Annotated in this window: 28 protein-coding genes and 1 tRNA gene; 18 read left to right on the plus strand and 11 right to left on the minus strand. The window is 72.4% G+C overall.

Features of this window, described 5'->3' with window-relative positions:
• Nucleotides 1-101 precede the first annotated feature (101 nt).
• Nucleotides 102-183: transfer RNA gene (locus ABEA93_RS14080), tRNA-Leu, on the plus strand.
• Nucleotides 184-643: 460 nt separating this feature from the next.
• On the plus strand, nucleotides 644-1510 hold the full coding sequence (locus tag ABEA93_RS14085) for a Bax inhibitor-1/YccA family protein (RefSeq protein WP_345675832.1): 867 nt from the start codon (nucleotides 644-646) through the stop codon (nucleotides 1508-1510).
• Nucleotides 1511-1650: 140 nt separating this feature from the next.
• On the opposite strand, the gene ABEA93_RS14090 is transcribed toward ABEA93_RS14085, so the two are convergent.
• Complete coding sequence (locus ABEA93_RS14090; RefSeq protein WP_345675833.1) at nucleotides 1651-1881, minus strand: DUF4287 domain-containing protein; 231 nt, start codon at nucleotides 1879-1881, stop codon at nucleotides 1651-1653.
• Nucleotides 1882-1990: 109 nt separating this feature from the next.
• On the opposite strand from ABEA93_RS14090, the gene ABEA93_RS14095 reads away from it, so the two are divergent.
• Complete coding sequence (locus tag ABEA93_RS14095; protein ID WP_345675834.1) at nucleotides 1991-2416, plus strand: hypothetical protein; 426 nt, start codon at nucleotides 1991-1993, stop codon at nucleotides 2414-2416.
• A 169-nt stretch (nucleotides 2417-2585) separates the two neighbouring features.
• Here the strand turns inward: ABEA93_RS14095 and ABEA93_RS14100 are convergent, their stop codons facing one another.
• The 3 genes from ABEA93_RS14100 to ABEA93_RS14110 all read right to left on the minus strand — a co-directional run bounded on the left by ABEA93_RS14100 (nucleotide 2586) and on the right by ABEA93_RS14110 (nucleotide 5957).
• Nucleotides 2586-3215: a hypothetical protein gene (locus ABEA93_RS14100; protein WP_345675835.1), complete on the minus strand. Its 630-nt coding sequence runs from the start codon at nucleotides 3213-3215 to the stop codon at nucleotides 2586-2588.
• Between the two features lie 318 nt (nucleotides 3216-3533).
• The gene (locus ABEA93_RS14105) at nucleotides 3534-4754 is read right to left on the minus strand and encodes an acetyl-CoA C-acetyltransferase (RefSeq protein WP_345675836.1); all 1221 of its coding nucleotides are present in this window, start codon (nucleotides 4752-4754) and stop codon (nucleotides 3534-3536) included.
• A gap of 141 nt (nucleotides 4755-4895) precedes the next feature.
• Complete coding sequence (locus ABEA93_RS14110; protein ID WP_345675837.1) at nucleotides 4896-5957, minus strand: SGNH/GDSL hydrolase family protein; 1062 nt, start codon at nucleotides 5955-5957, stop codon at nucleotides 4896-4898.
• Between the two features lie 200 nt (nucleotides 5958-6157).
• On the opposite strand from ABEA93_RS14110, the gene ABEA93_RS14115 reads away from it, so the two are divergent.
• The 4 genes from ABEA93_RS14115 (at nucleotide 6158) to ABEA93_RS14130 (ending at nucleotide 9465) form a co-directional block, all read left to right on the plus strand.
• A complete protein-coding gene (locus ABEA93_RS14115) occupies nucleotides 6158-7537 on the plus strand; it encodes a cystathionine beta-synthase (RefSeq protein WP_345675838.1) in 1380 nt (459 codons plus the stop codon).
• Nucleotides 7538-7615: 78 nt separating this feature from the next.
• Nucleotides 7616-8674 carry a GNAT family N-acetyltransferase gene (locus tag ABEA93_RS14120; RefSeq protein ID WP_345675839.1) on the plus strand — a complete coding sequence of 353 codons (1059 nt, stop codon included), beginning with the start codon at nucleotides 7616-7618 and terminating at the stop codon, nucleotides 8672-8674.
• Between the two features lie 50 nt (nucleotides 8675-8724).
• Nucleotides 8725-9045 (plus strand): hypothetical protein, encoded by a 321-nt coding sequence (locus ABEA93_RS14125; protein ID WP_345675840.1) that lies wholly within the window; start codon nucleotides 8725-8727, stop codon nucleotides 9043-9045.
• Nucleotides 9046-9222: 177 nt separating this feature from the next.
• Nucleotides 9223-9465, plus strand: a complete 243-nt coding sequence (locus ABEA93_RS14130; protein WP_345675841.1) for a chaplin — start codon at nucleotides 9223-9225, stop codon at nucleotides 9463-9465.
• A 143-nt stretch (nucleotides 9466-9608) separates the two neighbouring features.
• Here ABEA93_RS14130 and ABEA93_RS14135 read toward each other — a convergent pair whose 3' ends face one another.
• On the minus strand, nucleotides 9609-10382 hold the full coding sequence (locus ABEA93_RS14135) for an SDR family NAD(P)-dependent oxidoreductase (protein ID WP_345675842.1): 774 nt from the start codon (nucleotides 10380-10382) through the stop codon (nucleotides 9609-9611).
• Nucleotides 10383-10622: 240 nt separating this feature from the next.
• On the opposite strand from ABEA93_RS14135, the gene ABEA93_RS14140 reads away from it, so the two are divergent.
• A complete protein-coding gene (locus ABEA93_RS14140; protein ID WP_345675843.1) occupies nucleotides 10623-11090 on the plus strand; it encodes an Asp23/Gls24 family envelope stress response protein in 468 nt (155 codons plus the stop codon).
• Between the two features lie 90 nt (nucleotides 11091-11180).
• Here ABEA93_RS14140 and ABEA93_RS14145 read toward each other — a convergent pair whose 3' ends face one another.
• A complete protein-coding gene (locus ABEA93_RS14145; protein WP_345675844.1) occupies nucleotides 11181-11651 on the minus strand; it encodes a cupin domain-containing protein in 471 nt (156 codons plus the stop codon).
• A 230-nt stretch (nucleotides 11652-11881) separates the two neighbouring features.
• On the opposite strand from ABEA93_RS14145, the gene ABEA93_RS14150 reads away from it, so the two are divergent.
• Complete coding sequence (locus ABEA93_RS14150; protein WP_345675845.1) at nucleotides 11882-12172, plus strand: hypothetical protein; 291 nt, start codon at nucleotides 11882-11884, stop codon at nucleotides 12170-12172.
• A gap of 85 nt (nucleotides 12173-12257) precedes the next feature.
• Complete coding sequence (locus ABEA93_RS14155; RefSeq protein WP_345675846.1) at nucleotides 12258-12485, plus strand: hypothetical protein; 228 nt, start codon at nucleotides 12258-12260, stop codon at nucleotides 12483-12485.
• A gap of 240 nt (nucleotides 12486-12725) precedes the next feature.
• Here the strand turns inward: ABEA93_RS14155 and msrA are convergent, their stop codons facing one another.
• Nucleotides 12726-13358 carry a peptide-methionine (S)-S-oxide reductase MsrA gene (gene msrA, locus ABEA93_RS14160; RefSeq protein WP_345676039.1) on the minus strand — a complete coding sequence of 211 codons (633 nt, stop codon included), beginning with the start codon at nucleotides 13356-13358 and terminating at the stop codon, nucleotides 12726-12728.
• 178 nt (nucleotides 13359-13536) lie between these two features.
• Between msrA and ABEA93_RS14165 the strand changes: the two genes are divergently transcribed.
• Nucleotides 13537-14700 (plus strand): cystathionine gamma-synthase, encoded by a 1164-nt coding sequence (locus ABEA93_RS14165; protein ID WP_345675847.1) that lies wholly within the window; start codon nucleotides 13537-13539, stop codon nucleotides 14698-14700.
• Between the two features lie 25 nt (nucleotides 14701-14725).
• On the opposite strand, the gene ABEA93_RS14170 is transcribed toward ABEA93_RS14165, so the two are convergent.
• A complete protein-coding gene (locus tag ABEA93_RS14170; RefSeq protein ID WP_345675848.1) occupies nucleotides 14726-15394 on the minus strand; it encodes a hypothetical protein in 669 nt (222 codons plus the stop codon).
• Nucleotides 15395-15441: 47 nt separating this feature from the next.
• On the minus strand, nucleotides 15442-15984 hold the full coding sequence (locus tag ABEA93_RS14175; protein ID WP_345675849.1) for a SigE family RNA polymerase sigma factor: 543 nt from the start codon (nucleotides 15982-15984) through the stop codon (nucleotides 15442-15444).
• Between the two features lie 512 nt (nucleotides 15985-16496).
• Between ABEA93_RS14175 and ABEA93_RS14180 the strand changes: the two genes are divergently transcribed.
• The 7 genes from ABEA93_RS14180 (at nucleotide 16497) to ABEA93_RS14210 (ending at nucleotide 23547) form a co-directional block, all read left to right on the plus strand.
• A complete protein-coding gene (locus ABEA93_RS14180) occupies nucleotides 16497-16991 on the plus strand; it encodes a MarR family winged helix-turn-helix transcriptional regulator (RefSeq protein ID WP_345675850.1) in 495 nt (164 codons plus the stop codon).
• A 392-nt stretch (nucleotides 16992-17383) separates the two neighbouring features.
• The gene (locus ABEA93_RS14185; protein WP_345675851.1) at nucleotides 17384-17791 is read left to right on the plus strand and encodes a response regulator transcription factor; all 408 of its coding nucleotides are present in this window, start codon (nucleotides 17384-17386) and stop codon (nucleotides 17789-17791) included.
• 19 nt (nucleotides 17792-17810) lie between these two features.
• Nucleotides 17811-19601: a sensor histidine kinase gene (locus tag ABEA93_RS14190; RefSeq protein ID WP_345675852.1), complete on the plus strand. Its 1791-nt coding sequence runs from the start codon at nucleotides 17811-17813 to the stop codon at nucleotides 19599-19601.
• The gene (locus tag ABEA93_RS14195) at nucleotides 19589-20245 is read left to right on the plus strand and encodes a response regulator transcription factor (RefSeq protein WP_345675853.1); all 657 of its coding nucleotides are present in this window, start codon (nucleotides 19589-19591) and stop codon (nucleotides 20243-20245) included. Before ABEA93_RS14190 ends, ABEA93_RS14195 begins: the two co-directional genes overlap by 13 nt.
• 13 nt (nucleotides 20246-20258) lie before the next feature.
• Nucleotides 20259-21485: a threonine ammonia-lyase gene (ilvA, locus tag ABEA93_RS14200; RefSeq protein WP_345675854.1), complete on the plus strand. Its 1227-nt coding sequence runs from the start codon at nucleotides 20259-20261 to the stop codon at nucleotides 21483-21485.
• Nucleotides 21486-21637: 152 nt separating this feature from the next.
• On the plus strand, nucleotides 21638-22684 hold the full coding sequence (locus tag ABEA93_RS14205) for an ATP-binding cassette domain-containing protein (RefSeq protein ID WP_345675855.1): 1047 nt from the start codon (nucleotides 21638-21640) through the stop codon (nucleotides 22682-22684).
• Nucleotides 22681-23547 carry an ABC transporter permease gene (locus ABEA93_RS14210; protein WP_345675856.1) on the plus strand — a complete coding sequence of 289 codons (867 nt, stop codon included), beginning with the start codon at nucleotides 22681-22683 and terminating at the stop codon, nucleotides 23545-23547. Before ABEA93_RS14205 ends, ABEA93_RS14210 begins: the two co-directional genes overlap by 4 nt.
• A 76-nt stretch (nucleotides 23548-23623) precedes the next feature.
• Here the strand turns inward: ABEA93_RS14210 and greA are convergent, their stop codons facing one another.
• Entirely contained in the window at nucleotides 23624-24121 is a 498-nt protein-coding gene (gene greA, locus ABEA93_RS14215; RefSeq protein ID WP_345675857.1) for a transcription elongation factor GreA, read from the minus strand.
• Between the two features lie 213 nt (nucleotides 24122-24334).
• Nucleotides 24335-24763, minus strand: a complete 429-nt coding sequence (locus ABEA93_RS14220) for a DUF4307 domain-containing protein (protein ID WP_345675858.1) — start codon at nucleotides 24761-24763, stop codon at nucleotides 24335-24337.

Raw genomic sequence — 24763 nt, forward strand, 5'->3', positions numbered from 1 at the left:
GCACCGCGCGCGGGTGCCGCCGTGCCTCGGCGGCCGGTATTCGTCCAGGTCACGAACTTGTGGTCAACAGGGTGCTGTCTTGCCGCTACGCTCGGCATCGCGCCCGGATGGTGGAACGCAGACACGGCGAGCTTAAACCTCGCTGGCCGCACGGCCGTGCCGGTTCGAGTCCGGCTCCGGGCACCGGATGAAAGAGGCCCTGACCTGGGGAAACGCTGCCGACGCCGCCACGTCGGACCAGGTTCCCGGCAGTGCCCCGAGGCGCCCGAAGGCAGCCCGTCCGGTCCTCTTCCCGTGCCCGCCTCCGGCCTTCCGGCGGCGCGCCGGCCCCCTCCCGGCCTCCCCGACCCGCCCGGCGCCCCCGATCTTCCATAGAAGACCTGATGCCGGTGCCTCGCCGCACCGATGACTGGTACGTCACAGGTCCGCCACGGCCCGTTCCGGGGCCCGCCTCCGCGGCACAAACGGGACTTGCCGTACGTTGTCTGTTCCGGGTCCGTTCGGGTTCCGACTTGCGGGTCCGCTTCGAGTACATCTCGAGGATGGGGCAAGGATCCTGCTTGAGGATCCCCCAAACGGCTTTACTAACCGATTACTCTTGACCCACGACCCCACACATACGCAGGGGCATGGAGGAGTTGACATGAGGAGCAGCAACCCGGTCCTCTCGCGGCGGGGGGCATTCGGGGCGCCGCAGGCCGGGCAGCAGGCGCCGCAGTACGGCGCGCCCTATGCGCAGCCGTCCGGCACCGGCAACCCGTTCGGCGGCAACGGCGCGCAGCACGCGCAGCCCGCGTCGGCCGACCAGCTGAACCAGATGTACCACCAGCAGTCCGCGGGCCCGCTGCAGACGGGCCGCATGACGATGGACGACGTGGTCGCCAAGACCACGATCTCGCTGCTGGTGCTTCTGGTGGGCGCGGCCCTCGGCTGGGCGTTCATCCCGTTCGAGAACTTCGCCTGGGCCGGTGCCGCCGCGCTCCTGGCGTTCGGCGTGTACCTCGTGCTGATCTTCAAGCGCGCGGTCTCCCCGGCTCTGGTGCTCGCCTACGCGGCACTCGAAGGTGTGTTCATCGGTGCGGTGAGCCACGCCTTCGAGTCCATGTACAGCGGCATTGTGGTCCAGGCCGTGCTCGGCACCGGCGGTGTCTTCCTGGGCATGCTGTGGGCCTACAAGTCGGGCCGTGTACGGGTGACCGCCCGTGCCACCCGAATCTGGTTCGCGATCGCCATCGGCTTCCTGACCGTGGCGCTCGTCGACGCGGTCGTCGTGCTGGCCGGCGGCGGCGACGGCATCGGCATCAACGAGGGCCCGATCGGCATCGTGTTCGCGCTCGTCGGCCTCGGCCTCGGCGCGTTCTTCCTGGCGCTGGACTTCCACGAGGCGGAGCAGCTCGTGGCGGCCGGTGTCCCGGAGCGCGAGTCGTGGCGCTGCGCGTTCGGCCTGGTGCTGGCGCTGGTGTGGATCTACACCTACCTGCTGCGCCTGCTGGCCATCCTGCGCGACTAGCGTGCGGCCCGGAGTTCCTTCCGGGAGTTCCTTCCGGACGTGACGGAGGCGGCGGTCCCTGCGGGGACCGCCGCCTCCGGCGTTTCCGAGCACTTCTCGTGGACTCGTGGAAGGGGCGGGACGGGACGGGCGTCTCCGACTCAGCGTTGGCCTCGCGACCAGCGGCGCCGGTCGTGCTCGCGCATGATGGCGAGGGCGTGGCCGTGCGCGACGCCGTGTTCGTCCTGAAGCCAGTGAACCCTGTCCTCGAAGCGCGAGAAACAGGGTCCGTCGTCGATTTCCTTGAACCACTGCGGGAGTTCGCGGCCGGTGACGGCCGGGACCCGCGCGAGGAGGTTCTGGTGCGTCTCTTCGGAGAAGTGCAAGGACATAAGCGCCTCCGGTGAGCGTTCCGTGTCCCGAGCGTGCATGACGGGGGAACGGTTGGCAACTGCTCGGAGCGCATCCGCCCGAGGAATCCCCGAACGGTACGCTCCGGATATGTCCTCCCTCCCCGATCGACAGCCAGGGAAACCGACCCCGGCGGCTCCGAATTCGGCGTCGGGCCCGGCTGCGGCGGACGGCACCCCGGACCCGGCCGTGCTGGCCCGCGCGGTGCGGCGGCTGGCCGACCGGTACCGGCACTTGTCGGAGTCGCGGCTGCGGGCACGGATCGACCCGGATGGGGACGACGGGGTGACCCGGGCGGCGCTGGGGCTCGCTTTGTCACGTCGGCTGGCTGAGCTTGGCGATAAGCCGGCGGCGGTGGAGGTCCCGGACTTGGGGATGTTCGCCGTCGGGGATCAGATCGCGGTGACGGGGCTCGACTTGGTGCGGGGGTTGCAGGCGGCTTGGGGGGAGCCGGGTGCGGAAGGGGCGTTGGCGGAGGCTTTGGCGGCGGTGCGCGAGGTTGCCGCGCTGGTGTGAGACGAGGGCGGCGCCTCAAAGGGCCCTCCCTCCTCCCACCTTCTCTGGGATTCGGTCTCACGCAGAAGGCCCCTCCCCCGCCCCCTCCGCCATCGGAGCCCGGAAGCCCGACACCCCCAGCCTGCCCCGACCACGCCACCCACCGCACCCCAGCTTGTGGACAATCGGCTCAGCTTCCCGGCCTCGCATAAACCCGGTCGGCCAAGCAGTAAGCCGTGCTGCCCCCCACCAGGAACGTCAGCGACCGCCCGCTGCCGACCTCGGACGTGCCGAGCAGGCGCACTTCCTGTCCCTGCTCGAGTGCGGCCGCTATGCGCGCGGCGATCTCCCGGTCGGCGGGCATCACCACGAGCGATCCGCCGTCGGCGAAGTCGAACACGTCGAGCCCGCCCGCGGTCCCGGAGCGCAGTCCGGTGACAGCCGTGCGGCGCGCGGCCAGGCTCAGCAGGTGGGCGCCGGTGAGCTGGGGCGGCAGCATCGGCGCGAGGCCCTGCGAGGGGTGCGGGGTGGTGGAGCGCAGCGGCGGAAAGGCGTCGGCGTCGGCCGGTACCGCCTCGGGGGCGGCCTCCGCCTCGGCGAGCACGCCTTCGGCGTCCTCCTCGGCGTCGGCGCCGAGTTCGGGCCCGCGGGCATCCGCGTGGGAGTCCCGGGCTTCGGGTACGAACACCGGCGCGAACTCCTCGTTCCGGGCGTCCGCCGCATGGCGTGCGTCCCGCACGCGTCGGACGCGCCGCACGGCGGCGGTGAGCCCGGCGGCGCAGGCGGCGGCGATCACGGCGGGGACGACGTACGGAGACATGCGGGAACCCGGACCCTTCGCTGGCGTGGCGGTCGGCGCTCCGCCGGAGGTGGTGCAGGTGTCCGGGGGAGTGGTTCCAGGTTCGCCCGCCGGAGCGGGTCGATTGCAGGGTGCGACGGCCCGACCTCGCCGGGACTTTCGGCGGCGGATGGGTGCCCGGTCTGGGAATGCCCGCCGGACGCGGCGAAGCCCGCCCGAGAAACTGCTGCTCGGACGGGCTTCGCCGGTGGTGCTATGCGGTGCGGTGCCGCGGGACCTTCGGTCTGCCGTGGCCCGCGGGGTACGCGGGAAAAACAGGGGGAGCAGGGACCGCGGGGGTCAGCTCAGGCGCTCGAGCACCATCGCCATGCCCATGCCGCCGCCGACGCACATGGTCTCCAGGCCGAACTGCTTGTCGTGCCACTGCAGCGAGTTGATCAGCGTGCTGGTGATGCGCGCGCCGGTCATGCCGAACGGGTGGCCGATCGCGATGGCGCCGCCGTTGACGTTGACCTTGTCGAGCTCGAAGCCGAGGTCCCGGTAGGACGGGATGACCTGCGCGGCGAACGCCTCGTTGATCTCGACGAGGTCGATGTCGTTCGTGGTCAGGCCCGCGCGCTGCATCGCCAGGCGGGAGGCCTCGACCGGGCCGTAGCCCATGATCTCCGGCGAGAGGCCGGTCACCGCGGTGGACACCACGCGGGCGAGCGGGGTCAGGCCCAGCTCGCGGGCCTTGGTGTCGGACATGACGACCACGGCCGCGGCACCGTCGTTCAGCGGGCACGCGTTGCCCGCGGTGACCGTGCCGTCGGGGCGGAACACCGGCTTGAGCTGCGACACGGCTTCCAGCGTGGTGCCCGGGCGCGGGCCGTCGTCGGCGCTGACGACCGTGCCGTCGGGCAGCGTGACCGGGGTGATGTCCTTGGCCCAGAAGCCGTTGGCGATGGCCTTCTCGGTGAGGTTCTGCGAGCGGACCGCGAACTCGTCCTGCTCGGCGCGCGTGATGCCCTTGAGCTGGGCCAGGTTCTCCGCGGTGAAGCCCATGCCCATGTAGACGTCGGGCAGCAGGCCCGACTCGCGCGGGTCGGCCCAGGTGTCGCCGTTCTCGACCGAGGCGACGGTGCGCGCCATGGCGTCCGCGAACAGCGGGTTCTTGGTGTCCGGGATCGAGTCGCTGCTGCCCTTGCCGCGCGTGGAGGTGACGACCTCGACACCGGCCGAGATGAAGACGTCGCCCTCGCCCGCCTTGATGGCGTGCATGGCCATGCGGGTCGTCTGCAGCGACGACGAGCAGTAGCGGGTGATCGTGGTGCCGGGCAGGTGGTCGAAGCCGAGCATGACGGCCAGGTTGCGGCCCATGTTGAAGCCCTGCTCGCCGCCGGGGAGGCCGCAGCCGAGCATCAGGTCGTCGATGTCGCGCGGGTCGAGCGAGGGCACCTTGTCGAGCGCGGCCTTGACCATGAGCGCGGCGAGGTCGTCGGGACGGGTGTCCTTGAACGAGCCCTTGAAGGCACGGCCGATCGGGGAGCGCGCGGTGGCGACGATGACTGCTTCGGGCATGGGAAACTCCTTGGCCGTCGGTACGAGGACGCAGGGGAGGTCTCTCGTCTGAGCTGAAGCTACTTCCTGGTAGTCGCGGTGGCGAGGGGCTCCCGGGATTCCCGGGGTGCGATCTGTCCCACGTCGCCTCCTGACGGTCAGTCAGATCAGGCTACTCGACGCGGGCTCGGCCACCTCGTCCGCCTCCGCCGGGGACGGCTCCGGCTCGGCGATCTGCTTCCGGCGGCGGTGCCGCAGCAGCGCCCAGCGCCCGCGCGGACCGCGCTCGGCGCCCGCGACCTGCGTGCCCGCGACCTCGGTGCCGCCTTCCTCGACGGCCTCGACGGCCGCCACCGCGATCGGCAGCACGCCTTCGCCGCGGAAGCTGTCCGGGCGCTCCTCGTCGAGCGGCCACAGGTCGAGCGCCGCGCACACCGACGGCAGGATCGCCATCGCGGCGGTCGCGTAGCCCTTCTCGGACGGGTGGAAGCGGTCCGGCCCGAACAGCTCGCCCGGCCGCGCGGCGAACTCCGGACCGAGCAGCGAGCCGATCGACACGGTGCGCCCGCCCGCCTCGACCACCGCGATGGTCTGCGCCGCGGCCAGGCTGCGGCTCCACTGCCGGGCGATGTAGCGCAGCGGCTGCGCGATGGGCTCGATCGTGCCCAGGTCCGGGCACGTCCCGACGACGACCTCGCAGCCGGACGCGAGCAGCCGACGGGTGGCCTGCTCCAGCCGCCGCACCGAGTCGGCGGGGCGGACCTGGTGTGTCACGTCGTTCGCGCCGACCATGATGAGCGCGACCTCGGGCTCGGCGGCCAGCGCCAGCGTAGTCTGCCGCTCGAGGTCCGCGGACTGCGCACCGGACTTGGCGACGTTGACGAGCTGCACCGGGCGTTCGGCGACCGCGGCCAGGCCGCCCGCGATCAGCGCGCCGGGCGTCCGCAGCGGATCGGACACGCCCAGGCCGGCCGCCGACGAGTCGCCGATCACCGCGAAGCGGATGGGGCTGCCGGGGTTGTCCGGATCGGAGGGGGAGAGCGGCAGCGACCCGTAGACCCCGTCCGCGGTCGGCGGTTCGCCGACCGGTTCGCCTACCGTGCGCCGGGCGATCCGCGCCTCGGTATACAGCAGCGCCACCATCGCGCCGGTCAGCACGCCCACTCCGCCGCCGCCGAACGCCGCCGCAGCGGCGATCCGCCGCGCGGTCCTGGTGCGGATCATCTAACCCCCGCTTCGGTGGTGAGCTGCCGGTGAGCTGCCGTGCTCCGACCCTAACCGACGGTCACGACGGGGGATTCCCGCGAACGGCCGCGAAGCGCGCGTGGAGCCGCACCGCGGCGGATATTTCGCCCTAAGGTGTCCGTTGACCGGTGATCCCGGAAACCCCCTGCCGACCAGGCCCAAGGATGCGAAGGAGCCCCGTGCGCTACGTCGACTCGATGCTCGATCTGATCGGCGACACCCCGCTGGTCAAGCTCACCGGCGTCACCGAAGGACTGCGGGCCACCGTGCTGGCCAAGGTGGAGTACTTCAACCCCGGCGGCTCGGTGAAGGACCGTATTGCGGTGCGCATGATCGACGCCGCGGAGGCGTCCGGGCAGCTCAAGCCGGGCGGCGTCATCGTCGAGCCGACCTCCGGAAACACCGGCGTGGGCTTGGCCATGGTCGCCCAGCAGCGCGGGTACCGCTGCATTTTCGTGTGCCCCGACAAGGTGAGCACCGACAAGATCAACGTGCTGCGCGCGTACGGCGCCGACGTGGTGGTGTGCCCCACCGCCGTCGACCCGGCGCACCCGGACTCCTACTACAACGTGTCCGACCGCCTGGTGCGTGAGACGCCCGGCGCGTGGAAGCCCGACCAGTACTCCAACCCGCACAACCCCGAGTCGCACTACGTGGCGACCGGCCCGGAGATTTGGGAGCAGACCGACGGCCGGATCACCGCGTTCGTCGCGGGCGTCGGCACCGGCGGCACGATCAGCGGCACCGGGCGCTTCCTCAAGGAGGTGTCCGACGGCAAGGTGAAGGTGATCGGCGCCGATCCGGAGGGCTCGGTGTACTCGGGCGGCAGCGGGCGCCCCTATCTGGTCGAGGGCGTCGGCGAGGACTTCTGGCCGACCGCCTACGACGCGGCGGTGCCCGACGAGATCATCGCCGTGTCCGACCGCGACTCGTTCCTCATGACCCGGCGCCTGGCCCGCGAGGAAGGCCTGCTGGTCGGCGGCTCGTGCGGCATGGCGGTGGTGGCGGCGCTGCGCGCGGCCGAGACCATGGGCCCGGACGACGTCGTCGTGGTGCTGCTGCCGGACTCCGGCCGCGGCTACCTCTCGAAGATCTTCAACGACGAGTGGATGGCCGACCACGGCTTCCTGGAGGCCGGGCCCGGCGAGGCCAAGGTCGCCGACGTGCTGTCCCGCAAGCAGGGCGACCTGCCCGCGCTGGTGCACGTCCACCCGGACGAGACGGTCGGCGAAGCGATCGGCATCCTGCGGGAGTTCGGGGTCAGCCAGATGCCGGTGGTGAAGCCCGGCGCGGGGCATCCCGACGTGATGGCCGCCGAGGTGGTCGGCAAGATCGCCGAACGCGACCTGCTGGACGCCCTGGTGGCCGGCCGCGCGGTGTCCGGCGACCCGCTGGAGAAGCACATGTCCGCACCGATGCCGGTGGTCGGCTCCGGCGAATCCGTGGCCCGGCTCGCCGCGGTGCTGGAGAGCGCGGACGCGGCGCTCGTCCTGGTGGACGGCAAGCCGCAGGGCGTGGTCACCCGCCAGGACCTGTTGGGACACCTGGCGGGCAACTGACATGCCGGTGTAGCCCGCGCGTAATACGTGCGGGGCAAGGTTGATCACGTGCCCGAACCCGCACGGAGGTGATCAACCATGGCGCTGTGGCGTGTCCGCGCGCAGGTCGACGACGATCCCGGACGGCTGGCCCGACTCGCGTCGGTGCTGGCCGCCCGGGACGCGAACGTGCTGGGGCTGAACGTCCAGGCCTGCGAACGCGGCCCGGTCGACGAGTTCTTCGTGCACGCCCCGGCGGGCGTCGCGGCCGCCGACCTGGAGGACGGCCTCACCGCGGCGGGCGGCCGGGGCGTCGTCGCGGTGCCTGCCGACGCGCACGAACTCGTCGACGGCCCCACCAAAGCCCTCGTGCTCGCCGCGCACTTGCTGGCCCACCCCGACGCCCTGCCGCAGGCCCTCGCCGAACTCCTCGGCGCGCACGAGGCCTGCTGGATCGGCGCCGAGACGTCCCTGACCGGCGTCTACACCGGTGACCCGGACGTGCTGTTCGTGCCGGTGCCGGACGGCCGCGCGGTGCGCGTGGCGCGGCCCGGCATGCCGTTCACGATGACCGAGGCGGCCCGCGCCGCGGCGCTGGCCCGCATCCCGTCCGAGGCGCCGCTGCCGCCGCCCGCGTCCACCGGCACGTGGCTGCTGCTCGCGGACGGCACCGAGGTGCTGGTGCGGCCCGGCCGCGCCGACGACGTCGAAGGCGTGCAGCGCATGCACGACCGCTGCTCCGCGGAAAGCCGCCGGCTGCGCTACTTCACCGCCATCCCGCGGCTGCCGCGGGCCGCCTTGGAACGCCTGCTCGTGCCGCGGGCCGGCGTCACCCTGGTCGCGGTCCGTCCGGACGGCGGCATCGGCGCGGTCGGTTCGCTGCTGCACACCACGGAGCCCGGCAGCGGCGAACTCGCCCTCCTCGTCGAGGACGCGTGGCAGGGCCGCGGTGTCGGCACCGCGATGCTGCGCCGCCTCGGCTCGCTCGCGCAGGCCCGCGGGCTGGCCGAGCTGCGCGCCCATGTGCTGCCCGGGAACCGGCGGATGCTGGGCGTCTTCGACCGGGCGGGCCTCACCGGGCGCCGCACGTTCGAGGACGGCGTGGTCCGGGTCAGCGTTCCGGTCGTGCCGTCGGGCGCGCCGCGCCGGTGCGCGTGACGGCGCGTCACCCGGAAGGTCCCGTCCGTCGCGCCACTAGGCTCCTCGGCATGGACACCGCACCTGTTTCCGAGAGCCCCCAGTTCATCCGGCTGAGCCTGGACATCGTCCTGGAGGTCACCGACGAGGGGCTCCTGCGCGCGGCCGCGCTGGAGGCCGTCAAGGGCGACGAGGACCTGTCCGCCGAGGAGCGCAACGACGCCGTCGCGGCGATCGAGGCGGACCTCGCCGAGTCCGTCTCCTACCTGATCGACCCGTTCCGCCTCGTCGCGGAGGTGCCGGGCACCGAACTCAGCGAGGCGGGCTGGCAGTCCGAGGGCGCCGAGTACGTCCCCGAGGACGACGACGAGGCGGCCGACGACGAGGACTGAGCCGCCGCGGGCCCGGATCGGCGGCCGTTGACGCAGCCACGCGACGCGCGGTTGCCCGGCGCCGCCGACTCCGTCCCAACGAGTGAATCGCGCCCAAAGGCGTGCCCCGCTTGGGGGTCCTTCGTTGTCCTGGATGCCGCGCGGGTTCGTCGCGTGGCACTGCGACATGGAGGAACTATGAACACGGTCAAGAAGGCGGTCTTCGTTTCCGCCGCCGCCGGCGGTCTCCTGGCCGGTGGCATCGGTGCTGCCTACGCGAGCGCCGGCGCCGACGGTGCCGCCACCGGCTCCCCGGGTGTGCTGTCGGGCAACGTCGTCCAGGTTCCGGTCCACGTGCCGGTCAACGTGTGCGGCAACACGGTCAACGTGATCGGCCTGCTGAACCCCACGTTCGGCAACACCTGCATCAACCACGGCTGACGCAGCGCCGTCCCGGCCCATGGGCCACAGCGAACGGCGGGTACCGGAAGGGGACATCCACTCCCCGGTCCGGCACCCGCCGTTCGGCGTCTTCGTGTTCCCGCCTGGCGTGCGCGCTTTTTCAGCCGCGCCGCGGTCGTGCGTCAGGCGTGTGTGCCGCCGTCGATGCGCAGCGTCGTGCCGGTGACGAACTTGCCGTCCTCGGAGGCCAGCGCGGCGATCATGCCGGCGATGACGTCCGGGTGCGCCATGCCTTCGCCGATGATCGGCATGAGCTTGCCGAACAGCTCCCACTCGGCGTCCGCGGGCACCTGGTTGGGGGTGTCGTCGACGATGCCGCTGGAGATGCTGCCCGGCGCGACGCACAGCGCGCGCAGGCCCTGGCGGCTGTACTCCAGGGCGATCGCGTGGGTGAACGCGTCGACGCCGCCCTTGCTCGCCGCGTACGCCGCCATGTACGGGTGCGCGAACGAGGCGGACGTGGAGCTGAAGTTGACGATGACGGCGCCCTCGCCGGTCTCCAGCAGCGCGGGCAGCGCGGCCTTCGTCATGAGGAACGTGCCGGTCAGGTTGATGTTGATGATCTGGTTCCACACGTCGAGCGAGAACTCGTGGGTGTGGCCGGCGCGCAGGATGCCCGCCGCGTTGACCAGCACGTCGAGGCCGCCGAGGCGGGCGACGGTCTCCGCGACGCCTTCGCTGACGGACGCCTCGTTCGACACGTCGAGGACGGCGGTCGACAGCTTCGCGGCGACACCCGCTTCCTCGGCCATCGCGCGGGTCTTCTCCAGACCGTCGGCGTTCACGTCCACCGCGTGCACGGTGCCGGCCTCGCGCAGCAGGCGCAGCACGGTGGCCTGGCCGATCCCCGAGCCGCCGCCGGTGACGATGATGCGCCGATCCTGGAACCTCTCCACTGCTTCCTCCTCGCCTGGGACGACCTGCGGCCGCCCGGTGGTGTGCCCCCATCACATGCGCAGAAGAGCGCCGGTTCAAGAGCCGTCTCCCGCGAATTGAAACACGTTTCACCCGGGGGGCGGCGAGGCCCTGCGGCGGCCGATCCGCATTGGGATGATTTTCCGGGGAATGTCCGGGCGGGATCGGGGGAATGTCTTGTTCTCGTACCCGCGACGCCGTACGGCAAGGAGAGAGACCCCATGGCAGAGCGCATGGACAAGCCCGCCGACCAGAGCCCCCCGGCGCGGCGCGACTCCCATTCGGTGCAGGTCTCGGCGCTGGCGTCGGACAAGGGGCGCACCGCCATCGCCGACTCGGTGGTCGCGAAGATCTCCGGCGTGGCCGCCCGCGAGATCCCCGGCGTCCACGCGCTCGGCAAGGGCGTGTCCCGGGCCTTCGCGTCGATGCGCCAGCGCGTGCCGGGCGGCAAGCCCAACGTGGCGCAGGGCGTGAGCGTCGAGGTCGGCGAGCGCCAGTGCGCCGTCGACCTGGTGATCATCGTCGAATACGGCGTGGCCATCGCCGAAGTCGCCCACGCGGTACGGGAGAACGTCATCGACTCGGTCGAGCGCATGACGGGCCTCGAAGTCGTCGAGGTCAATCTGTCCGTCGACGACGTGCACATCGACAGCGACGACGACAAGGCCCCCGGACGCTCGCTGGAGTAGCCGCAGCCGCGCGGATGGGCCCCCGGAGGCTGCTCCGGGGGCCCATCCGCGCGTGCGTGGAGCCTGCGGGTGTGATTCGGCCGTGCGGCGTCAGGTGTCGAACGGCGGCGGGCCGAGGATCTCGTAGCCCGCGCGGTGCGCCGCGTCGGTGACCGCCGCACTGGTGGCTTCGTCGAGCGGCACATCCGCCACGTCCGCGGCGAAGTCCTCGAACCCGGACGGCGCGGTCAGCTGGAGCAGCCGCGCGGTGTCCGACACCACCCGGAACGCGTGCGGCACGCTGTGCGGCAGGAACGCGAAGCCGCCCGGCGCCAGTTGCCACCGGACGTCCCCGCAGGCCACCTCGATCGCCCCGTCGACGAGGTAGAACGCCTCGTCCTCGATGTGGTGGACGTGCAGCGGCGGCGCGTACCCGAGCTCCAGCCGCTGTTCGAACAGGGTGTACTCCAAGGTCGTCTCGGCCCCGGTCGCGAGCATGCGCAGCGGCTGCGCGAAGAATTTCCGCGCGCCGCCGAGACCCTCGTCGGGACCCAGCGCGTACCGCCGGTCGTCGGTGGCCATGGCGCCCTCCTCGGCACGTGTAGCCCCCGGACAGCCCCCGCCGTCCCTGTGCCCCCCTCCTTCGCAGTATCCCCGCGTGACGCGGCGGCTGCCCACCGCAGTGCCCGCGCCCGCGGTCTTGTTCCGGGCTCGGGGGCGGAGAGACGCTGGTAGGTACGCGCGGCCCGCGCGTTCCCGAGCGCCGCTCCGCGGCGCCGTACGCGGCCCGCGTACGGAATCAGGTGAGATCCATGAGGATGCTGCTGACCGCCCGCTTCGACAACGCGACCGCCACCAAGGCGATCGAGGACGGCTCGCTGCCGAAGACCTTCCAGGCGGCGATCGAGAGCATGAATCCGGAAGCGGCGTACTTCACGTCGACGAACGGCCAGCGGACCGCGTTCATCGTGTTCGACATGCAGGAGTCGTCGCAGCTCCCGGTGCTGGCGGAGCCGTTCTTCGCGAGCGGGGCGAGCGTCGCGGTGCGGCCGGTGATGAACCTCGAAGACCTGCAGACCGGTTTGGCCAATCTCGGCCGATGACCGCCGCCGGGCGCGGACGGCGCGTGGCGGCGCCCGCCGCCGGGTATCGTTCCTTGACCCGGTCCCCAATCGAACGGAGCCGGTCATGAGTCTGCTGATCGTATTCGCGGCAGTCCTCGCGGCGGCCGTTGCGGCCACCGCCTACGTCATCGCCCGCCGCACCAGCCCCACGGAAAACCCGGAGGGGCTTGCCATCGAACGCGCCCGCACGTCGTCCGCCGAACGCTCCGGCGGGGTCTTCGGCGTACACGGACTGGGCGCGCACACCACGTACACGCTGGGCACGGAGGAAAACCACAAGACGTTCGGCTGACGGCCGCGACGGCGGGGCGCCGCCCGCCCTCGGTCACTCGGCCGGGCACGGGCGCCCGCTCCCGCCTCGGCTCCGGAGCGACCGCTGTTGCGTCGACCGCCAAGTCGACGGTGGCGCAGCCGCGGCCGCTCCCGCCGGTGACCCGGGGTGTGGGGGATCTGAGCGCGCAGCGCGCTGCTCGCCGGGTCGGTACCGGCAAGCAGCGTCTGCCGTGTTGTTGAGACCTCCGCGGGCAGGCGGTCAGCCATTCGCCTTCGCGACGCCCACCGGGCAGCTCACACCGGTTCCGCCCAGGCCGCAGTAGCCGTTCGGGTTCTTGTCGAGGTACTGCTGGTGGTACGTCTCGGCGAAGTAGAACGGGCCGGCCGGGAGGATCTCCGTGGTGATGTCGCCGTGCAGCGCCTTGGTCAGGACCTGCTGGTAGGCGGCGCGTGAGGCCTCCGTGGCGGCCTGCTGGGCGGGGGAGTGGGTGTAGACGGCGGAGCGGTACTGGGTGCCCTCGTCGTTGCCTTGGCGGTAGCCCTGCGTCGGGTCGTGGGACTCCCAGAAGACCTTGAGGATCTGCTCGTAGGAGACCTGCGCGGGGTCGAAGACCACGCGGACGACCTCGGTGTGGCCGGTCCGCCCGCTGCAGACCTCTTCGTACGTCGGGTTCGGCGTCGTGCCGCCCTGGTAGCCCACCGCGGTGGTCCACACACCCGGGGTCTGCCAGAACTTGCGCTCGGCGCCCCAGAAACAGCCGAGGCCGAAGTCGGCGACCTCCAGGCCGTCCGGGTACGGGCCCTCCAGCGGGTTGCCCAGCACGGTGTGCCGCTCGGGCACCGCGAACGTCCGCTCGGCGCGGCCGGACAGGACCTCCTGCGGCTCGGGCATGCGCGGGCTGAAGTCCCTGCGGTCGAAGAGCACGGTGTCCTCCGTCGTGGTCGCGTGGCGGTCGGGAAAAGTACAGAAGCGGTCGGCGCGCCGACACGTTACGCCGAACACCTCGCCCAACAAATCGGGCACCGCGGCGATTCCGGCCCGCGCGGCACCCGGCGGATAGCGTTGCGCCATGAGTGACGCGAACGCGAACATCCCGCACGGCTTCGAGACGCTGGCCATCCACGCCGGCCAGGAGCCCGACCCGCTGACCGGCGCGGTGGTGCCCCCGATCTACCAGGTGTCGACGTACAAGCAGGACGGCGTGGGCGGCCTGCGCGGCGGCTACGAGTACAGCCGCTCGGCCAACCCCACCCGCACCGCGCTGGAGGAGTGCGTGGCGGCGCTGGAGGCCGGCGCCCGCGGTCTGGCCTTCGCGTCCGGGCTGGCCGCCGAGGACTGCCTGCTGCGCACCGTGTGCAAGCCGGGCGACCACGTGGTGATCCCGAACGACGCGTACGGCGGCACCTTCCGGCTGTTCGCCAAGGTCCTCGACCGCTGGGGCCTGGAGTGGACGCCCGCGCAGTCCGGCGACGCCGACGCGGTGCGCCGTGCGATCCGCCCCGGGCAGACCAAGGTCGTCTGGTGCGAGACGCCCAGCAACCCGCTGCTCGGCGTGGCCGACATCGAGCAGCTCGCGGGCGTGGCGCGCGAGGCGGGGGCGCTGCTCGTCGTCGACAACACGTTCGCGTCGCCGTACCTCCAGCAGCCGCTGACGCTCGGCGCCGACGTGATCGTGCACTCCACGACGAAGTACATGGGCGGGCACTCGGACGTCGTCGGCGGCGCGCTCGTCGCGGCCGACGCGGAGCTGGGCGAGCAGCTCGCGTACCACCAGAACGCGATGGGCGCGGTCGCCGGGCCGTTCGACGCGTGGCTGACGCTGCGCGGCATCCGCACGCTCGGCGTGCGCATGGACCGGCACTGCGCGAACGCCGAGAAGATCGTCGAACTGCTCCGCGGCCACAAGGCCGTCGCCGAGGTGCTCTACCCGGGGCTGCCCGGGCACCCGGGGCACGACGTGGCGGTCAAGCAGATGAAGGCGTTCGGCGGGATGGTGTCGTTCCGCGTCGCGGGCGGCGAGAACGCCGCGGTGGAGGTGTGCAACCGCGCGAAGCTGTTCACCCTCGGGGAGTCGCTCGGCGGCGTGGAGTCGCTGATCGAGCACCCGGGGCGGATGACGCACGCGTCGGCCGCCGGGTCGCCGCTGGAGGTGCCCGCCGACCTGGTGCGCCTGTCCGTCGGCATCGAAACCGCCGAGGACCTGGTGGCCGACCTCGAACGAGCGCTCGGCTAGGCACTGCCGACGAGGGCCGGGCCGCTCAGCTGCCCGGCCCTCCGCATGCCCGGCACGACGCGACGAGGGCGCCGTCGGGTCCGGTCACATCCACCGAGATCGGGCCGCCGCGCGAGAAGCCCCACAGGAACGCGACGCCGGTCAGTCCCGCGGCCCGGCCGACGGTGAGGTCGCCGCTGCCGCCCGTGTCGGACATCCGCCCGTGCAGCTCCCCGGGCGCTCCGGGCCGGTCGACGACGACCACGACGACGAGCGTGAAGCCGTCGGGCGCGTAGTGCCCGGGATCGAGCACCGCGACGTCGAGCTTGCCGGTCACCGGCAGGAACCGGCACGAGTCGACGGTGCCGGTGCTGCCCCGCACCGCGATGTCGCCGACGCACCAGCCGGACATCTCCACCCAGGCGCTCGCCCCCAGGCCCACGCCGGTCCGCGGTATCTCGACCTGGACGGGATACGGGTTGAGGGTCGGCGTCTCCTCCGGAAACGTCGGCAGCGCGGACCGTCCCGAGCCGCGCGGCGCCGCCCCGGCGACCACGAGCACGGCGACCAGCCCGGCCGCGACGATCCCCAGCGCGAAGGCCCGGGCGAGCGCCATCCGCCCCGCCGAACGCCGTGCCTGCCGCGCGAGGCCGGGCGGGAAGGGCCGCGCGGGGAAGTCGGGGACGACCGCGGGCGGCACGGGGCCCGGAGGCAACGGGACAGGGTGGTCCGCGCCCGAGGGGTTCGGCTCCGCACTGATGCTCACGGGGCCCCCGGGTGCATACCGCGACTCGGATCGGCCCGCGGCGCGGCGAGGTCCGCCTGCCACACCACGGCCGCCGCTCCCGGGGCGAATCCGCCGGGCCGCGGCGCCCTGCCCAGCACCGGCGCCGCCCGTTCCTCCGCCACGAGCACCGCGTCGACCGGCAGCCCCAGCGCGTCCGCCGTGTCGAACGCGTCGAGCAGCGCGTACCAGCGCAGCACCGCCACCGCGCGTTCGGCGCGGCTCAGACGGTCGAGCGCGCACAGCGTGGCCGACCGCGCGTCGTCCGGGCCGGACGACGGCCGCCGGCGCCACGGCCGCGGCCGCCACGGGTCCAGGTAGCCCGCCAGCAGCGCCCGGTAGGCGAGCCGCATCGGGTCCGCGTCGGCCGCCCGCCGCCAGTGCAGGCACGTGCGCGCCAGCGCCCGCCGGACCCGGCGTTCCGCGCGCCGCGGGTCGCCGGTCAGCAGGTCGGCGGTGTGCAGCAGCGCGCCTCCGACCTCGTCCACGAAGGTGTCGAACTCACGGCGGTCGCGGCGCATGGCACCTCCTGGCGGCGGTCGGACGGACGGCGGGCGAGCGGCGGGCGAGTCCGGGCCGGCCAGGGCCCGGCGGACAACGGGCGGACGGTGCGTCGGGCAGGTGCGCGGTGAGCGGCGCGTCACCGGTCGAGCGTCGGGCGCGGTGCCGGGTAGAGCTTCCGGCGGCAGCGCGGCGGGCAGCGGTTCACGGGTCGAACACCGGACGTCTCCGCGAAGGCGTCGCCACCGGCCCGAGCGCGTCCCCCGGCCGACCGCACCCCCGGCCCACCCCGGCGCCGAACCCGCAGGCACCGGTCGGCGATTCCCCCTCAGGAACGAAACGAGTCCCTTGACCGGAATATCACGAGTAGACATCCATCTGGACCGTTTCCCGCGGATTTCCCCGCCCACACCGCCGGTTCGGTTGCCGCGGCACCCGCCGGCATCCCCGGATCCCTGCGGACATCGGCCGCGCACGTCCGGCCGGGGCCCTATTCTTCGAGCCACCACCACCCGATGACGAGCGAGCGGCAATGACACCCGACCTGGCGCCCGACGACGCGCTGTACGACCGCCTCCAGCACGAAGTCGCGCTGTTCGCGCGCCGCGCCGAGCAAACCCGGCTCGGTGCCTCGGGCGCGCTGCGCTACACCATGGACCGCGCCGCCTACCTGCTGCTCGGTCGCCTCGAAGTGGACGGCCCGATGGGTGTCAAAGCCCTCGCGCAGGCCATGCAGATCGACTCCTCGACGGTGACCCGGCAGGTCACCCCGCTCGTCGAACAGGGCTACGTGGACCGCGTCCCGAACCCCGACGACGGCCGCGCGGTCCTGCTCCGCCTGTCCGACCTCGGCGCCGACCGGCTGCACGAAGTGCGTCATGCCCGGATCCGGCTGATGGCCGAAATGGTCGGCGACTGGGACACCGACGACCGCGAACGGTTCACCGAACTGCTCTCCCGCTTCAACCAGGCGATGGCCCGCCGCCAAGCCCGCGCCGCGAACGCCCCCGAGACCGACGGAAGCTGACGCTCCCTCGGCCGCGGAGACGAGGCGCCGGGGGCACCCGAGAGCACCAGGAAAACCGACGCACCCGGGAAAGCGGAATCAGGGTTGTCCCCGAGGCGCCGCCCCGCCCCCGCCGGACACCATGGACTCACCGATCGCCGTGGCGTTCCGGCGGACACCAGGTGAGACCCCGCTCGCCCGGTACCGCCGACGTACGGAGGGCTCCGGGGGGAGGCCTGCCGTACGGGGTTCCGCAATCGACGTGCAAGGCCCGCATCGACCCGGGCCGTGCATGCGGCAAACCTTGGGGGGATTGCCATGCGGAGCCCGAGAACGCAACGGCGATCGCGTACGTCCGGATCCGCCCGGCCCGGGCCCGGGCCCGAACGGCGCGCGATCCGGAGGAGGAGCCGGTGACGGCAACCGGCTCACCGGTCACGGTCGTCTTGGTCGACGACCACGAGGGATACCGCAGATTGGCGACCCGCCTGCTGACCGCGTGGGGCTACGCGGTCGTGGGAGAGGCGGCCGACGGCCCCGGTGCCGTGGACGCGGTGCGTACACTCCGTCCCGACCTGGTCCTGCTGGACGTCCAGCTTCCGGGCTTCGACGGCTTCACGGCCGCCGGATTGATCCGGGAAGATGACGCGGGGGTGGGAATCGTGCTGATCTCCGGTCGGGACCGGGCCGACTACGGCGACCGGGTCGTCCGCGCGCAAGCGGACGGCTATGTCGCGAAGGAAGAACTCTCGCCGCAGAGCCTCGCGGCGGTGCTCGCCACGGCGCGGCGCGCCGCGCGCGGCAACGCCGAGCCCGCGTGACCGGGCCGACGGGACCGCCATGCTCCGCTCCAGACCGCGCAGCCGCCTGCGCGCCGCGTTCACCGCACCCAGCACCCCGCTGCTGCTCGCCGGCCAAACCCTGGCCACCGTGCTCGGCATCGTCGGTGTGCGCTTCGGCGGCTACGGACTGACCTGGGCCGACACCGTCAGCCACACCGTCCTTCCGCTCGCCGCGGCATGGGCGTTCACGTGCTGCGCGATCGTCGCGGCGGAACGCCGCCGCCCCACCGAAGCCGTCTGGCCGATGCTGCTCGCCGCCGGACTGTGCATGCTGCTGCTCCTCGGCGGCATCAAGAACCAACTGGTGTTCCAGATCGCGTTCCTCTCCGACTGGCTCGTCATGGGCGCGATCGCGCACGTCATGACCGACTTCGCCCGCGGCGCCGCCTATCCGCGGCTGCGCCGCGCGCTCGTCGTCGCGGGCTACGTCACCACCGGCCCGTGCGTCCTGGTCTGGTTCGTGACCGCCGGCGGACTCTCCGCCCGGCCGCGCGACCTGCTCGCCGAGATCCAGGTCGACACCGTCAGCGTCGACACCGCCGACATCGTCTTCTCGATGCTGCCGACGATTGTCTACGTCGTCGGCCTCGGCCTGTTCTGCGTCCGCTGGGCCACCGCGAGCCGCATCCTGCGCCGCGGCTGGACGACCGTGCTGCTCGGCAACATCGGCATGACCGGCGTGTACGTCTACACCGGCCTGATGATCATGGTCCCGGCGCTGCGCTCCACCTACGGCACCGGCATCGCCGCCTCCCGCGTCGGCCTCGCGGTATGGCCGCTGTTCCTCCTCGCCGGCCTGGTGCGCGCCCGCGCGGGCCGGTCGGTGGCCGCCGACCTCGCCGCCGAACTCGGCCACGCCCCGCCCCCGCCCGGCCGCCTGCAAGGCGCGCTCGCCCGCGCGCTCGGCGACCCGAGTCTGCGGCTCGTCTACTACCGCCCCGCGCACCGCGACTACGTCGACCCCGACGGCCGCCCGACCCCGCTGCCCGAATCCGGCCCGGACCGCACCGTCACCGTGCTCGCCGGGGTCGGCGCGATCGTCCACGACCCCGCCCTCGACGAATCCCCGGACCTGGTACGCGCGGTCGCCGCGACGGCCCGCCTGCTGATGGAGAACGAGCGGCTCCACGCCGAAGTCCGCGCCCAGCTCGCCCAAGTCCGCGCCTCGCGCGCCCGCATCGTGGAAGCCGGCGTCACCGCCCGCCGCAAGATCGAACGCGACCTCCACGACGGCGCCCAGCAACGCCTCGTCACGCTGGCCCTGATGCTGCGCATCGCCCGCGGCCAGGTCCCCGAAGGGGATGCCTCACTGGCCGCCGCGATCGACGAAGCCGCCATCGAACTCCGGCACGCCATCGGCGAATTGCGCGAACTGGCACGCGGCATCCACCCCGCCGTGCTCACCGAGGCCGGCCTGTCCTCCGCACTGGTGTCGCTCGCCGAACGCTCGACCGCGCCCGCCGAGGTCGTCGAGGTGCCGGAGGGCCGGTACCCGCCCGGCGTCGAGGAAGCGGTGTACTTCGTGGTCAGCGAATCGCTCGCGAACGCCGCCAAGCACGCCGGCGACGCCGCGCGCGTCACGATCACCGTGGTCGCGGGACTCCACGGAGGAAGGCAGACGATGACCGTCGAGATCGCCGACGACGGCAACGGCGGAGCCGACGCGTCGCGCGGCTCCGGCCTGCGCGGCCTCGCCGACCGCGTGGAAGCCCTGGACGGCACCCTCACCGTGCACAGCCCCGTCGGGCACGGCACGCGCGTCCTCGCGGAGCTGCCGTGCGCATCGTGATCGCCGACGACGCCGTGCTGTTCCGCGAAGGCGTCGCCCGGCTGCTCGCCGAAGCCGGGTTCGCGGTCGTCGGCCAGGCCGGCGACGCGGTCGAGCTGGTCGACCTGGTGCGGGCCGAGCACCCGGACGTCGCCATCGTCGACATCCGCATGCCGCCGACCCACACCACCGAAGGCCTCGACGCCGCGGTCACCCTGGACACGGTGCACCCGGGCATCGGCGTCCTCGTGCTGTCCCAGTACGTGGAAGCCCACCACGCCGTCCGCCTCCTGGGCGACGACCTCCCCGGCCGCGGCTACCTGCTCAAGGAGAGCGTCACCGAACTCGACCGGTTCGCCGAAGCCGTCCGCACCGTCGCGGCCGGCGGCGTGGTCGTCGACCCGGACGTGGTCGCCGAGATGCTCGGCCGCCGCCGCGGCGGCGCCCTCGCCGGACTCTCCGACCGGGAGGCGCAAGTCCTCGGCCTGATGGCGCAAGGCCGCTCCAATCAGGCCATCTGCGCCGAGCTGTTCCTGAGTCCGAAAACCGTCGAGACCCACGTGCGGAACATCTTCACCAAGCTCGGCCTGCCTGCCGGAGCGGATGGAAATCGGCGGGTTCTGGCTGTTCTGACCTTCCTCCGCGAGGGCCGGATCCGGCGGTGACAAACTGGGGGTCATGAGCCCCGCTGCGCCGGTTTCGGTGACCATCGACGACATCCGCGTCGCCCGCAAACTCCTCGACGGCATCGCCCGCACCACCGAACTGGAGAGCTGCCGTGCCCTCACCGACCGGCTCGGCGGCCCGGTGTACCTCAAGTGCGAGAACCTCCAGCGCACCGGCTCCTTCAAGATCCGCGGCGCCTATGTGCGCATCGCCGGCCTGAGCGAATCCGAACGCGCCCGCGGCGTCGTCGCGGCCAGCGCGGGCAACCACGCGCAGGGCGTCGCCCTCGCCGCCCAGCAGCTCGGCGTGCGGTCGACCGTGTTCATGCCGGTCGGCGCGCCGCTCCCGAAGATCGCCGCGACCCGCGGCTACGGCGCCGAGGTGCTGCTCGAAGGCACCACCGTGGAGCACTGCCTGACCGCCGCGAAGGCGTACTCCGAGGAGACCGGCGCGGTGTTCATCCACCCCTTCGACCACCCGGACGTGGTGGCCGGACAGGGCACCGTCGGCCTGGAGATCCTCGAGCAGTGCCCCGAGGTCCGCACGATCGTGGTCGGCACCGGCGGCGGCGGGCTGCTCGCGGGCGTCGCCGCGGCGGTCAAGGCGGTGCGGCCGGACGTCAAGGTGGTCGGCGTGCAGGCGGCCTCGGCCGCCGCCTACCCGCCTTCGCTGGCCGCCGGCCACCCGGTGGTCCTGCCGAGCGTCACGACGATGGCCGACGGCATCGCGGTCGGGCGGCCCGGCGACGTGCCGTTCGGCCTGATCCGCGACCTGGTCGACGAGGTCCGCACGGTCAGCGAGGAGTCCCTGTCGCAGGCGCTGCTGCTGTGCATGGAACGGGTCAAGCTGGTCGTCGAACCGGCCGGTGCGGCGTCCGTCGCGGCCCTGCTGGAGTCCGCGGACGCGCCGCTGGAGGCGCCGGTCGTCGCGGTGCTGTCGGGCGGCAACGTCGACCCGCTGCTGATGCTGCGCGTGCTCCGGCACGGTCTGGCCGCCGCGGGCCGCTACCTGTCGCTGCGCATCCGGCTCCCCGACCGGCCCGGCGCGCTGGCCACGTTGCTGGCCGAGCTGGCCGGCACCGACGCCAACGTCGTCGACGTCGCACACGTCCGCACCGACGCGTCCCTGCAGCTGGGCGAGGTCGAGGTGGAGCTGCACCTGGAGACCAAGGGCACCGAGCATTGCCGCGCGGTGGTGGCCCGGATGAGCGCGGCGGGTTATCCGGTCAGCGAAGGGTGAGCCGCCGCGGGCGGGGTAGTCGCGCGTCACCGGCGTTTTAACCGGTCGCCAGTTGTCGGAGCCGGACGGCAGAGTGGGAAAGATCGACCTGTTTCCGGCCGCGACACACGACCGAAGCGGATTTCCCCTCCGCCCTAGGAGTGAGCCACGAAATGCAAGACGCGATCCTTGCCGAAGGCCTGGTCAAGACCTTCGGTGATGTGCGCGCGCTCGACGGCGTCGACCTGAACGTGCCCACCGGCACCGTCCTCGGCCTGCTCGGGCCGAACGGCGCAGGCAAGACGACGACCGTGCGCGTGCTGACCACCTTGCTCACCCCCGACTCCGGCCGCGCGTTCGTGGCCGGGCACGACGTCCTGAAGCACCCCAACCGGGTCCGGCAGTCCATCGGGCTGTCCGGCCAGTTCGCCGCCGTCGACGAGTACCTGACCGGCCGCGAGAACCTCCAGATGGTCGGCGAGCTGTACCAGATGAGCGGCCGCGCGGCGAAGTCCCGCGCGGTCGAGCTGCTCGAATGGTTCAACCTGGCCGAGGCCGCGGACCGGCCGACCAAGACGTACTCGGGCGGCATGCGGCGGCGGCTGGACCTCGCCGCGGCACTCGTCGTCCGCCCGCCGGTGATGTTCATGGACGAGCCGACCACGGGCCTCGACCCGCGCAACCGGCTCGCGCTGTGGGACGTGATCCAGAAGCTCGTCGAGGACGGCACGACCCTGCTGCTGACCACGCAGTACCTGGAAGAGGCCGACCACCTCGCGCACGACATCATCGTCGTCGACCACGGCAAGGTCATCGCCCGCGGCACCGCCGACCAGCTCAAGGCGCAGACCGGCGGCGAGCGTGTCGAGGTCGTGGTGCAGGACCGCGACCTCATCCCGACCGCGGTCGAGGTGCTGCGCGGCTTCAGCCGCGAGGACGTCGCGGTCGACAAGCACACCCGGCGGCTCACCATCCCGGTGCAGGGCGGCGCCAAGCTGCTCGCCGAGGTGATCCGCGAGCTGGACGCCCGCGGCATCGAGATCGACGACATCGGCCTGCGCCGCCCGACGCTGGACGACGTGTTCATCTCGCTGACCGGCCACCATGCCGAGGCGGCCATGGGAAGCGACGACGAGGACGGTCCCGGCTCCGGCGAGGACGGTCCCGGCCCCGACGCGGGCGAGGCGCAGACCGCCGCGGCCGGAAAGGACGTCCGATGACCGCCGACTCGCTGACCAAGAGCCCGCTGGCCACGGACGCCTACACGCCCAAGTCCCGCGGCCCGCTCACCCAGTCCGCGCACGACTCGCTGATCATCGCCCGGCGCAACCTGCTGCGCATGAAGCGGATCCCCGAAGTGGTGATCTTCGGGCTGATCCAGCCGGTCATGTTCGTGCTGCTGTTCGCTTACGTGTTCGGCGGCTCGATCAACGTCGACGGGTCGACCGACCCGAAGATGTTCCGCGAGTTCCTGATGGCGGGCATCTTCACCCAGACGGTGACCTTCGCGACCGCCGGCTCCAGCGCCGGCATCGCCGAGGACATGACCAAGGGCCTGATCGACCGGTTCCGGTCGCTGCCGATGAGCCGCGGCGCGGTGCTCACCGGGCGCACCATCGCCGACCTGGTGCAGTCGGCGCTCACCATGGTCGTGCTGGTCGTGGTCGCGCTGCTGGTCGGCTGGCGGATCCACGAGGGCGTGCCGAAGGCGCTCGCCGCGTTCGGGCTGATGATGCTGCTCGGCTACGCGTTCACCTGGATCGGCGCGCTGATCGGCCTGTCGGTGCGCAGCCCCGAGGCGGCGACGTCGGCCGGGCTGATCTGGCTGTTCCCGCTGACATTCGTGTCCAACGCGTTCGTGCCGACCGCGGGCATGCCGGGCTGGTTGCAGACGATCGCCGACTGGAACCCGTTCAGTGCGACGGTGCAGGCCGGGCGCGTGCTGTTCGGCAACCCCGGTGTCTCGGAGTCGGACGCCTGGCCGATGGAGCACCCGGTGTGGGCGTCGCTGTTCTGGTCGCTCCTCATCATCGCGGTCTTCCGGACGCTGGCGGTGCGGAAGTACCGGCGGGCGGCCGGCTGAGCCGACCCGGACGGGTGTACGCGGAAGGGCCCCGGCGGCGCGCCGGGGCCCTTCCGCGTACTCGACCGAGTGCGGGTCAGCCGGTGTAGGGCTTGACCTCGATGATCTCGACGTCCATCGACTTGCCGTTGGGCAGCTCGTAGGACGCGGTGTCGCCGATCTTCTTGCCGTTGATCGCGGTGCCCAGCGGCGACGCGGGGGAGTAGACCTCCATGGCGCCGCCGACGTCCTCGCGCGACCCGAGCAGGAAGGTCATGGTGTCGTCCTTGTCGCCGTCGAAAGCGATGGTCACGACCATGCCCTGCCCCACCACACCGGTGTCCGCCGGTGCCTCGCCGACCTGCGCGTTGTCCAGGATCCCGCGGAGCTGGCGGATGCGTGCTTCCGCCTTGCCCTGCTCTTCCTTGGCCGCGTGGTAGCCGGCGTTCTCCTTGAGGTCGCCCTCTTGGCGGGCTTCCTCGATCTTGGTGGCCAGCTCGGTACGGCCGGGACCCGACAGGTGCTCCAGCTCGGCGCTGAGCCGGTCGTACGCCTCCTGCGTGAGCCAGGTGACGTTGTCGCTGGTCTGGGTCACGGATGCTCCTCGTCGGTCTGGGTACGTGCTTCTGCCCCGAATAAATCAGCGCCCCCTCACCATCCGGCGGTGTTGCTCGGCACCGGCGATGAAGGGACGAAACCCCGAGACTAACAATTTCCCAGGCGAAGGGGCACTCACGCCTGCGCCGGAAGGATCCGGCCGGGGTCCGGGAGGGTGCCGGGACGGGGGTTGCGCGAGGGACCCGGCGGGTCAGCCCGCGACGATCTTGCAGCCGTCCAACTCGGCGGTATTGGGCCGCGCCGTGGTCTGCAGCACCTCGGTGACGGTCGTGGTGCGCGAGTCCGCGGCCGGGATGCGGACCTCCTTGCGGCCCACCTCCGAGCCGTCCTCGGAACGCGACCGCAGGACGCACACGGCTTCCTTGGTCTTGTCCTTGACGACCTCGACCTGGACCTCGACGCTGCGGTCGGAGGTGACCTTGAACGACGGAATACTCGCGCGCACATCGCGGTTCGCGTTGTCGAGGCCGATCCATACGGTCCCGGAGACCAGCAGCACCAGGAACACGACGAAGGCGATCCGCATGTTGCGGTCGGAGCCCCGGCCGCCGGAGCGCGGCGTCTTGCGGCCGTAGCGGTCGCGGGACGGCGCGTCGCCCGTGCCGGAAGGCTGGCTCAC

Origin of the sequence: Yinghuangia aomiensis, assembly GCF_039542225.1 — a bacterium.
In the GTDB taxonomy this organism is placed as follows: Bacteria; Actinomycetota; Actinomycetes; order Streptomycetales; family Streptomycetaceae; genus Yinghuangia; species Yinghuangia aomiensis.

What these genes read in the sequence shown, in the direction of transcription:
- ABEA93_RS14110 (WP_345675837.1), bottom strand. Translation starts at nt 5,957, where the DNA reads ATGATCCGCACCAGGACCGCGCGGCGGATCGCCGCTGCGGCGGCGTTC.
- ABEA93_RS14165 (WP_345675847.1), top strand. Translation starts at nt 13,537, where the DNA reads ATGAGTGACGCGAACGCGAACATCCCGCACGGCTTCGAGACGCTGGCC.
- ABEA93_RS14180 (WP_345675850.1), top strand. Translation starts at nt 16,497, where the DNA reads ATGACACCCGACCTGGCGCCCGACGACGCGCTGTACGACCGCCTCCAG.
- ABEA93_RS14155 (WP_345675846.1), top strand. Translation starts at nt 12,258, where the DNA reads ATGAGTCTGCTGATCGTATTCGCGGCAGTCCTCGCGGCGGCCGTTGCG.
- ABEA93_RS14140 (WP_345675843.1), top strand. Translation starts at nt 10,623, where the DNA reads ATGGCAGAGCGCATGGACAAGCCCGCCGACCAGAGCCCCCCGGCGCGG.
- ABEA93_RS14130 (WP_345675841.1), top strand. Translation starts at nt 9,223, where the DNA reads ATGAACACGGTCAAGAAGGCGGTCTTCGTTTCCGCCGCCGCCGGCGGT.
- ABEA93_RS14210 (WP_345675856.1), top strand. Translation starts at nt 22,681, where the DNA reads ATGACCGCCGACTCGCTGACCAAGAGCCCGCTGGCCACGGACGCCTAC.
- ilvA (WP_345675854.1), top strand. Translation starts at nt 20,259, where the DNA reads ATGAGCCCCGCTGCGCCGGTTTCGGTGACCATCGACGACATCCGCGTC.
- ABEA93_RS14205 (WP_345675855.1), top strand. Translation starts at nt 21,638, where the DNA reads ATGCAAGACGCGATCCTTGCCGAAGGCCTGGTCAAGACCTTCGGTGAT.
- ABEA93_RS14120 (WP_345675839.1), top strand. Translation starts at nt 7,616, where the DNA reads ATGGCGCTGTGGCGTGTCCGCGCGCAGGTCGACGACGATCCCGGACGG.
- ABEA93_RS14090 (WP_345675833.1), bottom strand. Translation starts at nt 1,881, where the DNA reads ATGTCCTTGCACTTCTCCGAAGAGACGCACCAGAACCTCCTCGCGCGG.
- ABEA93_RS14190 (WP_345675852.1), top strand. Translation starts at nt 17,811, where the DNA reads ATGCTCCGCTCCAGACCGCGCAGCCGCCTGCGCGCCGCGTTCACCGCA.
- ABEA93_RS14125 (WP_345675840.1), top strand. Translation starts at nt 8,725, where the DNA reads ATGGACACCGCACCTGTTTCCGAGAGCCCCCAGTTCATCCGGCTGAGC.
- ABEA93_RS14145 (WP_345675844.1), bottom strand. Translation starts at nt 11,651, where the DNA reads ATGGCCACCGACGACCGGCGGTACGCGCTGGGTCCCGACGAGGGTCTC.
- msrA (WP_345676039.1), bottom strand. Translation starts at nt 13,358, where the DNA reads ATGCCCGAGCCGCAGGAGGTCCTGTCCGGCCGCGCCGAGCGGACGTTC.
- ABEA93_RS14100 (WP_345675835.1), bottom strand. Translation starts at nt 3,215, where the DNA reads ATGTCTCCGTACGTCGTCCCCGCCGTGATCGCCGCCGCCTGCGCCGCC.
- ABEA93_RS14095 (WP_345675834.1), top strand. Translation starts at nt 1,991, where the DNA reads ATGTCCTCCCTCCCCGATCGACAGCCAGGGAAACCGACCCCGGCGGCT.
- ABEA93_RS14150 (WP_345675845.1), top strand. Translation starts at nt 11,882, where the DNA reads ATGAGGATGCTGCTGACCGCCCGCTTCGACAACGCGACCGCCACCAAG.
- ABEA93_RS14085 (WP_345675832.1), top strand. Translation starts at nt 644, where the DNA reads ATGAGGAGCAGCAACCCGGTCCTCTCGCGGCGGGGGGCATTCGGGGCG.
- ABEA93_RS14175 (WP_345675849.1), bottom strand. Translation starts at nt 15,984, where the DNA reads ATGCGCCGCGACCGCCGTGAGTTCGACACCTTCGTGGACGAGGTCGGA.
- ABEA93_RS14105 (WP_345675836.1), bottom strand. Translation starts at nt 4,754, where the DNA reads ATGCCCGAAGCAGTCATCGTCGCCACCGCGCGCTCCCCGATCGGCCGT.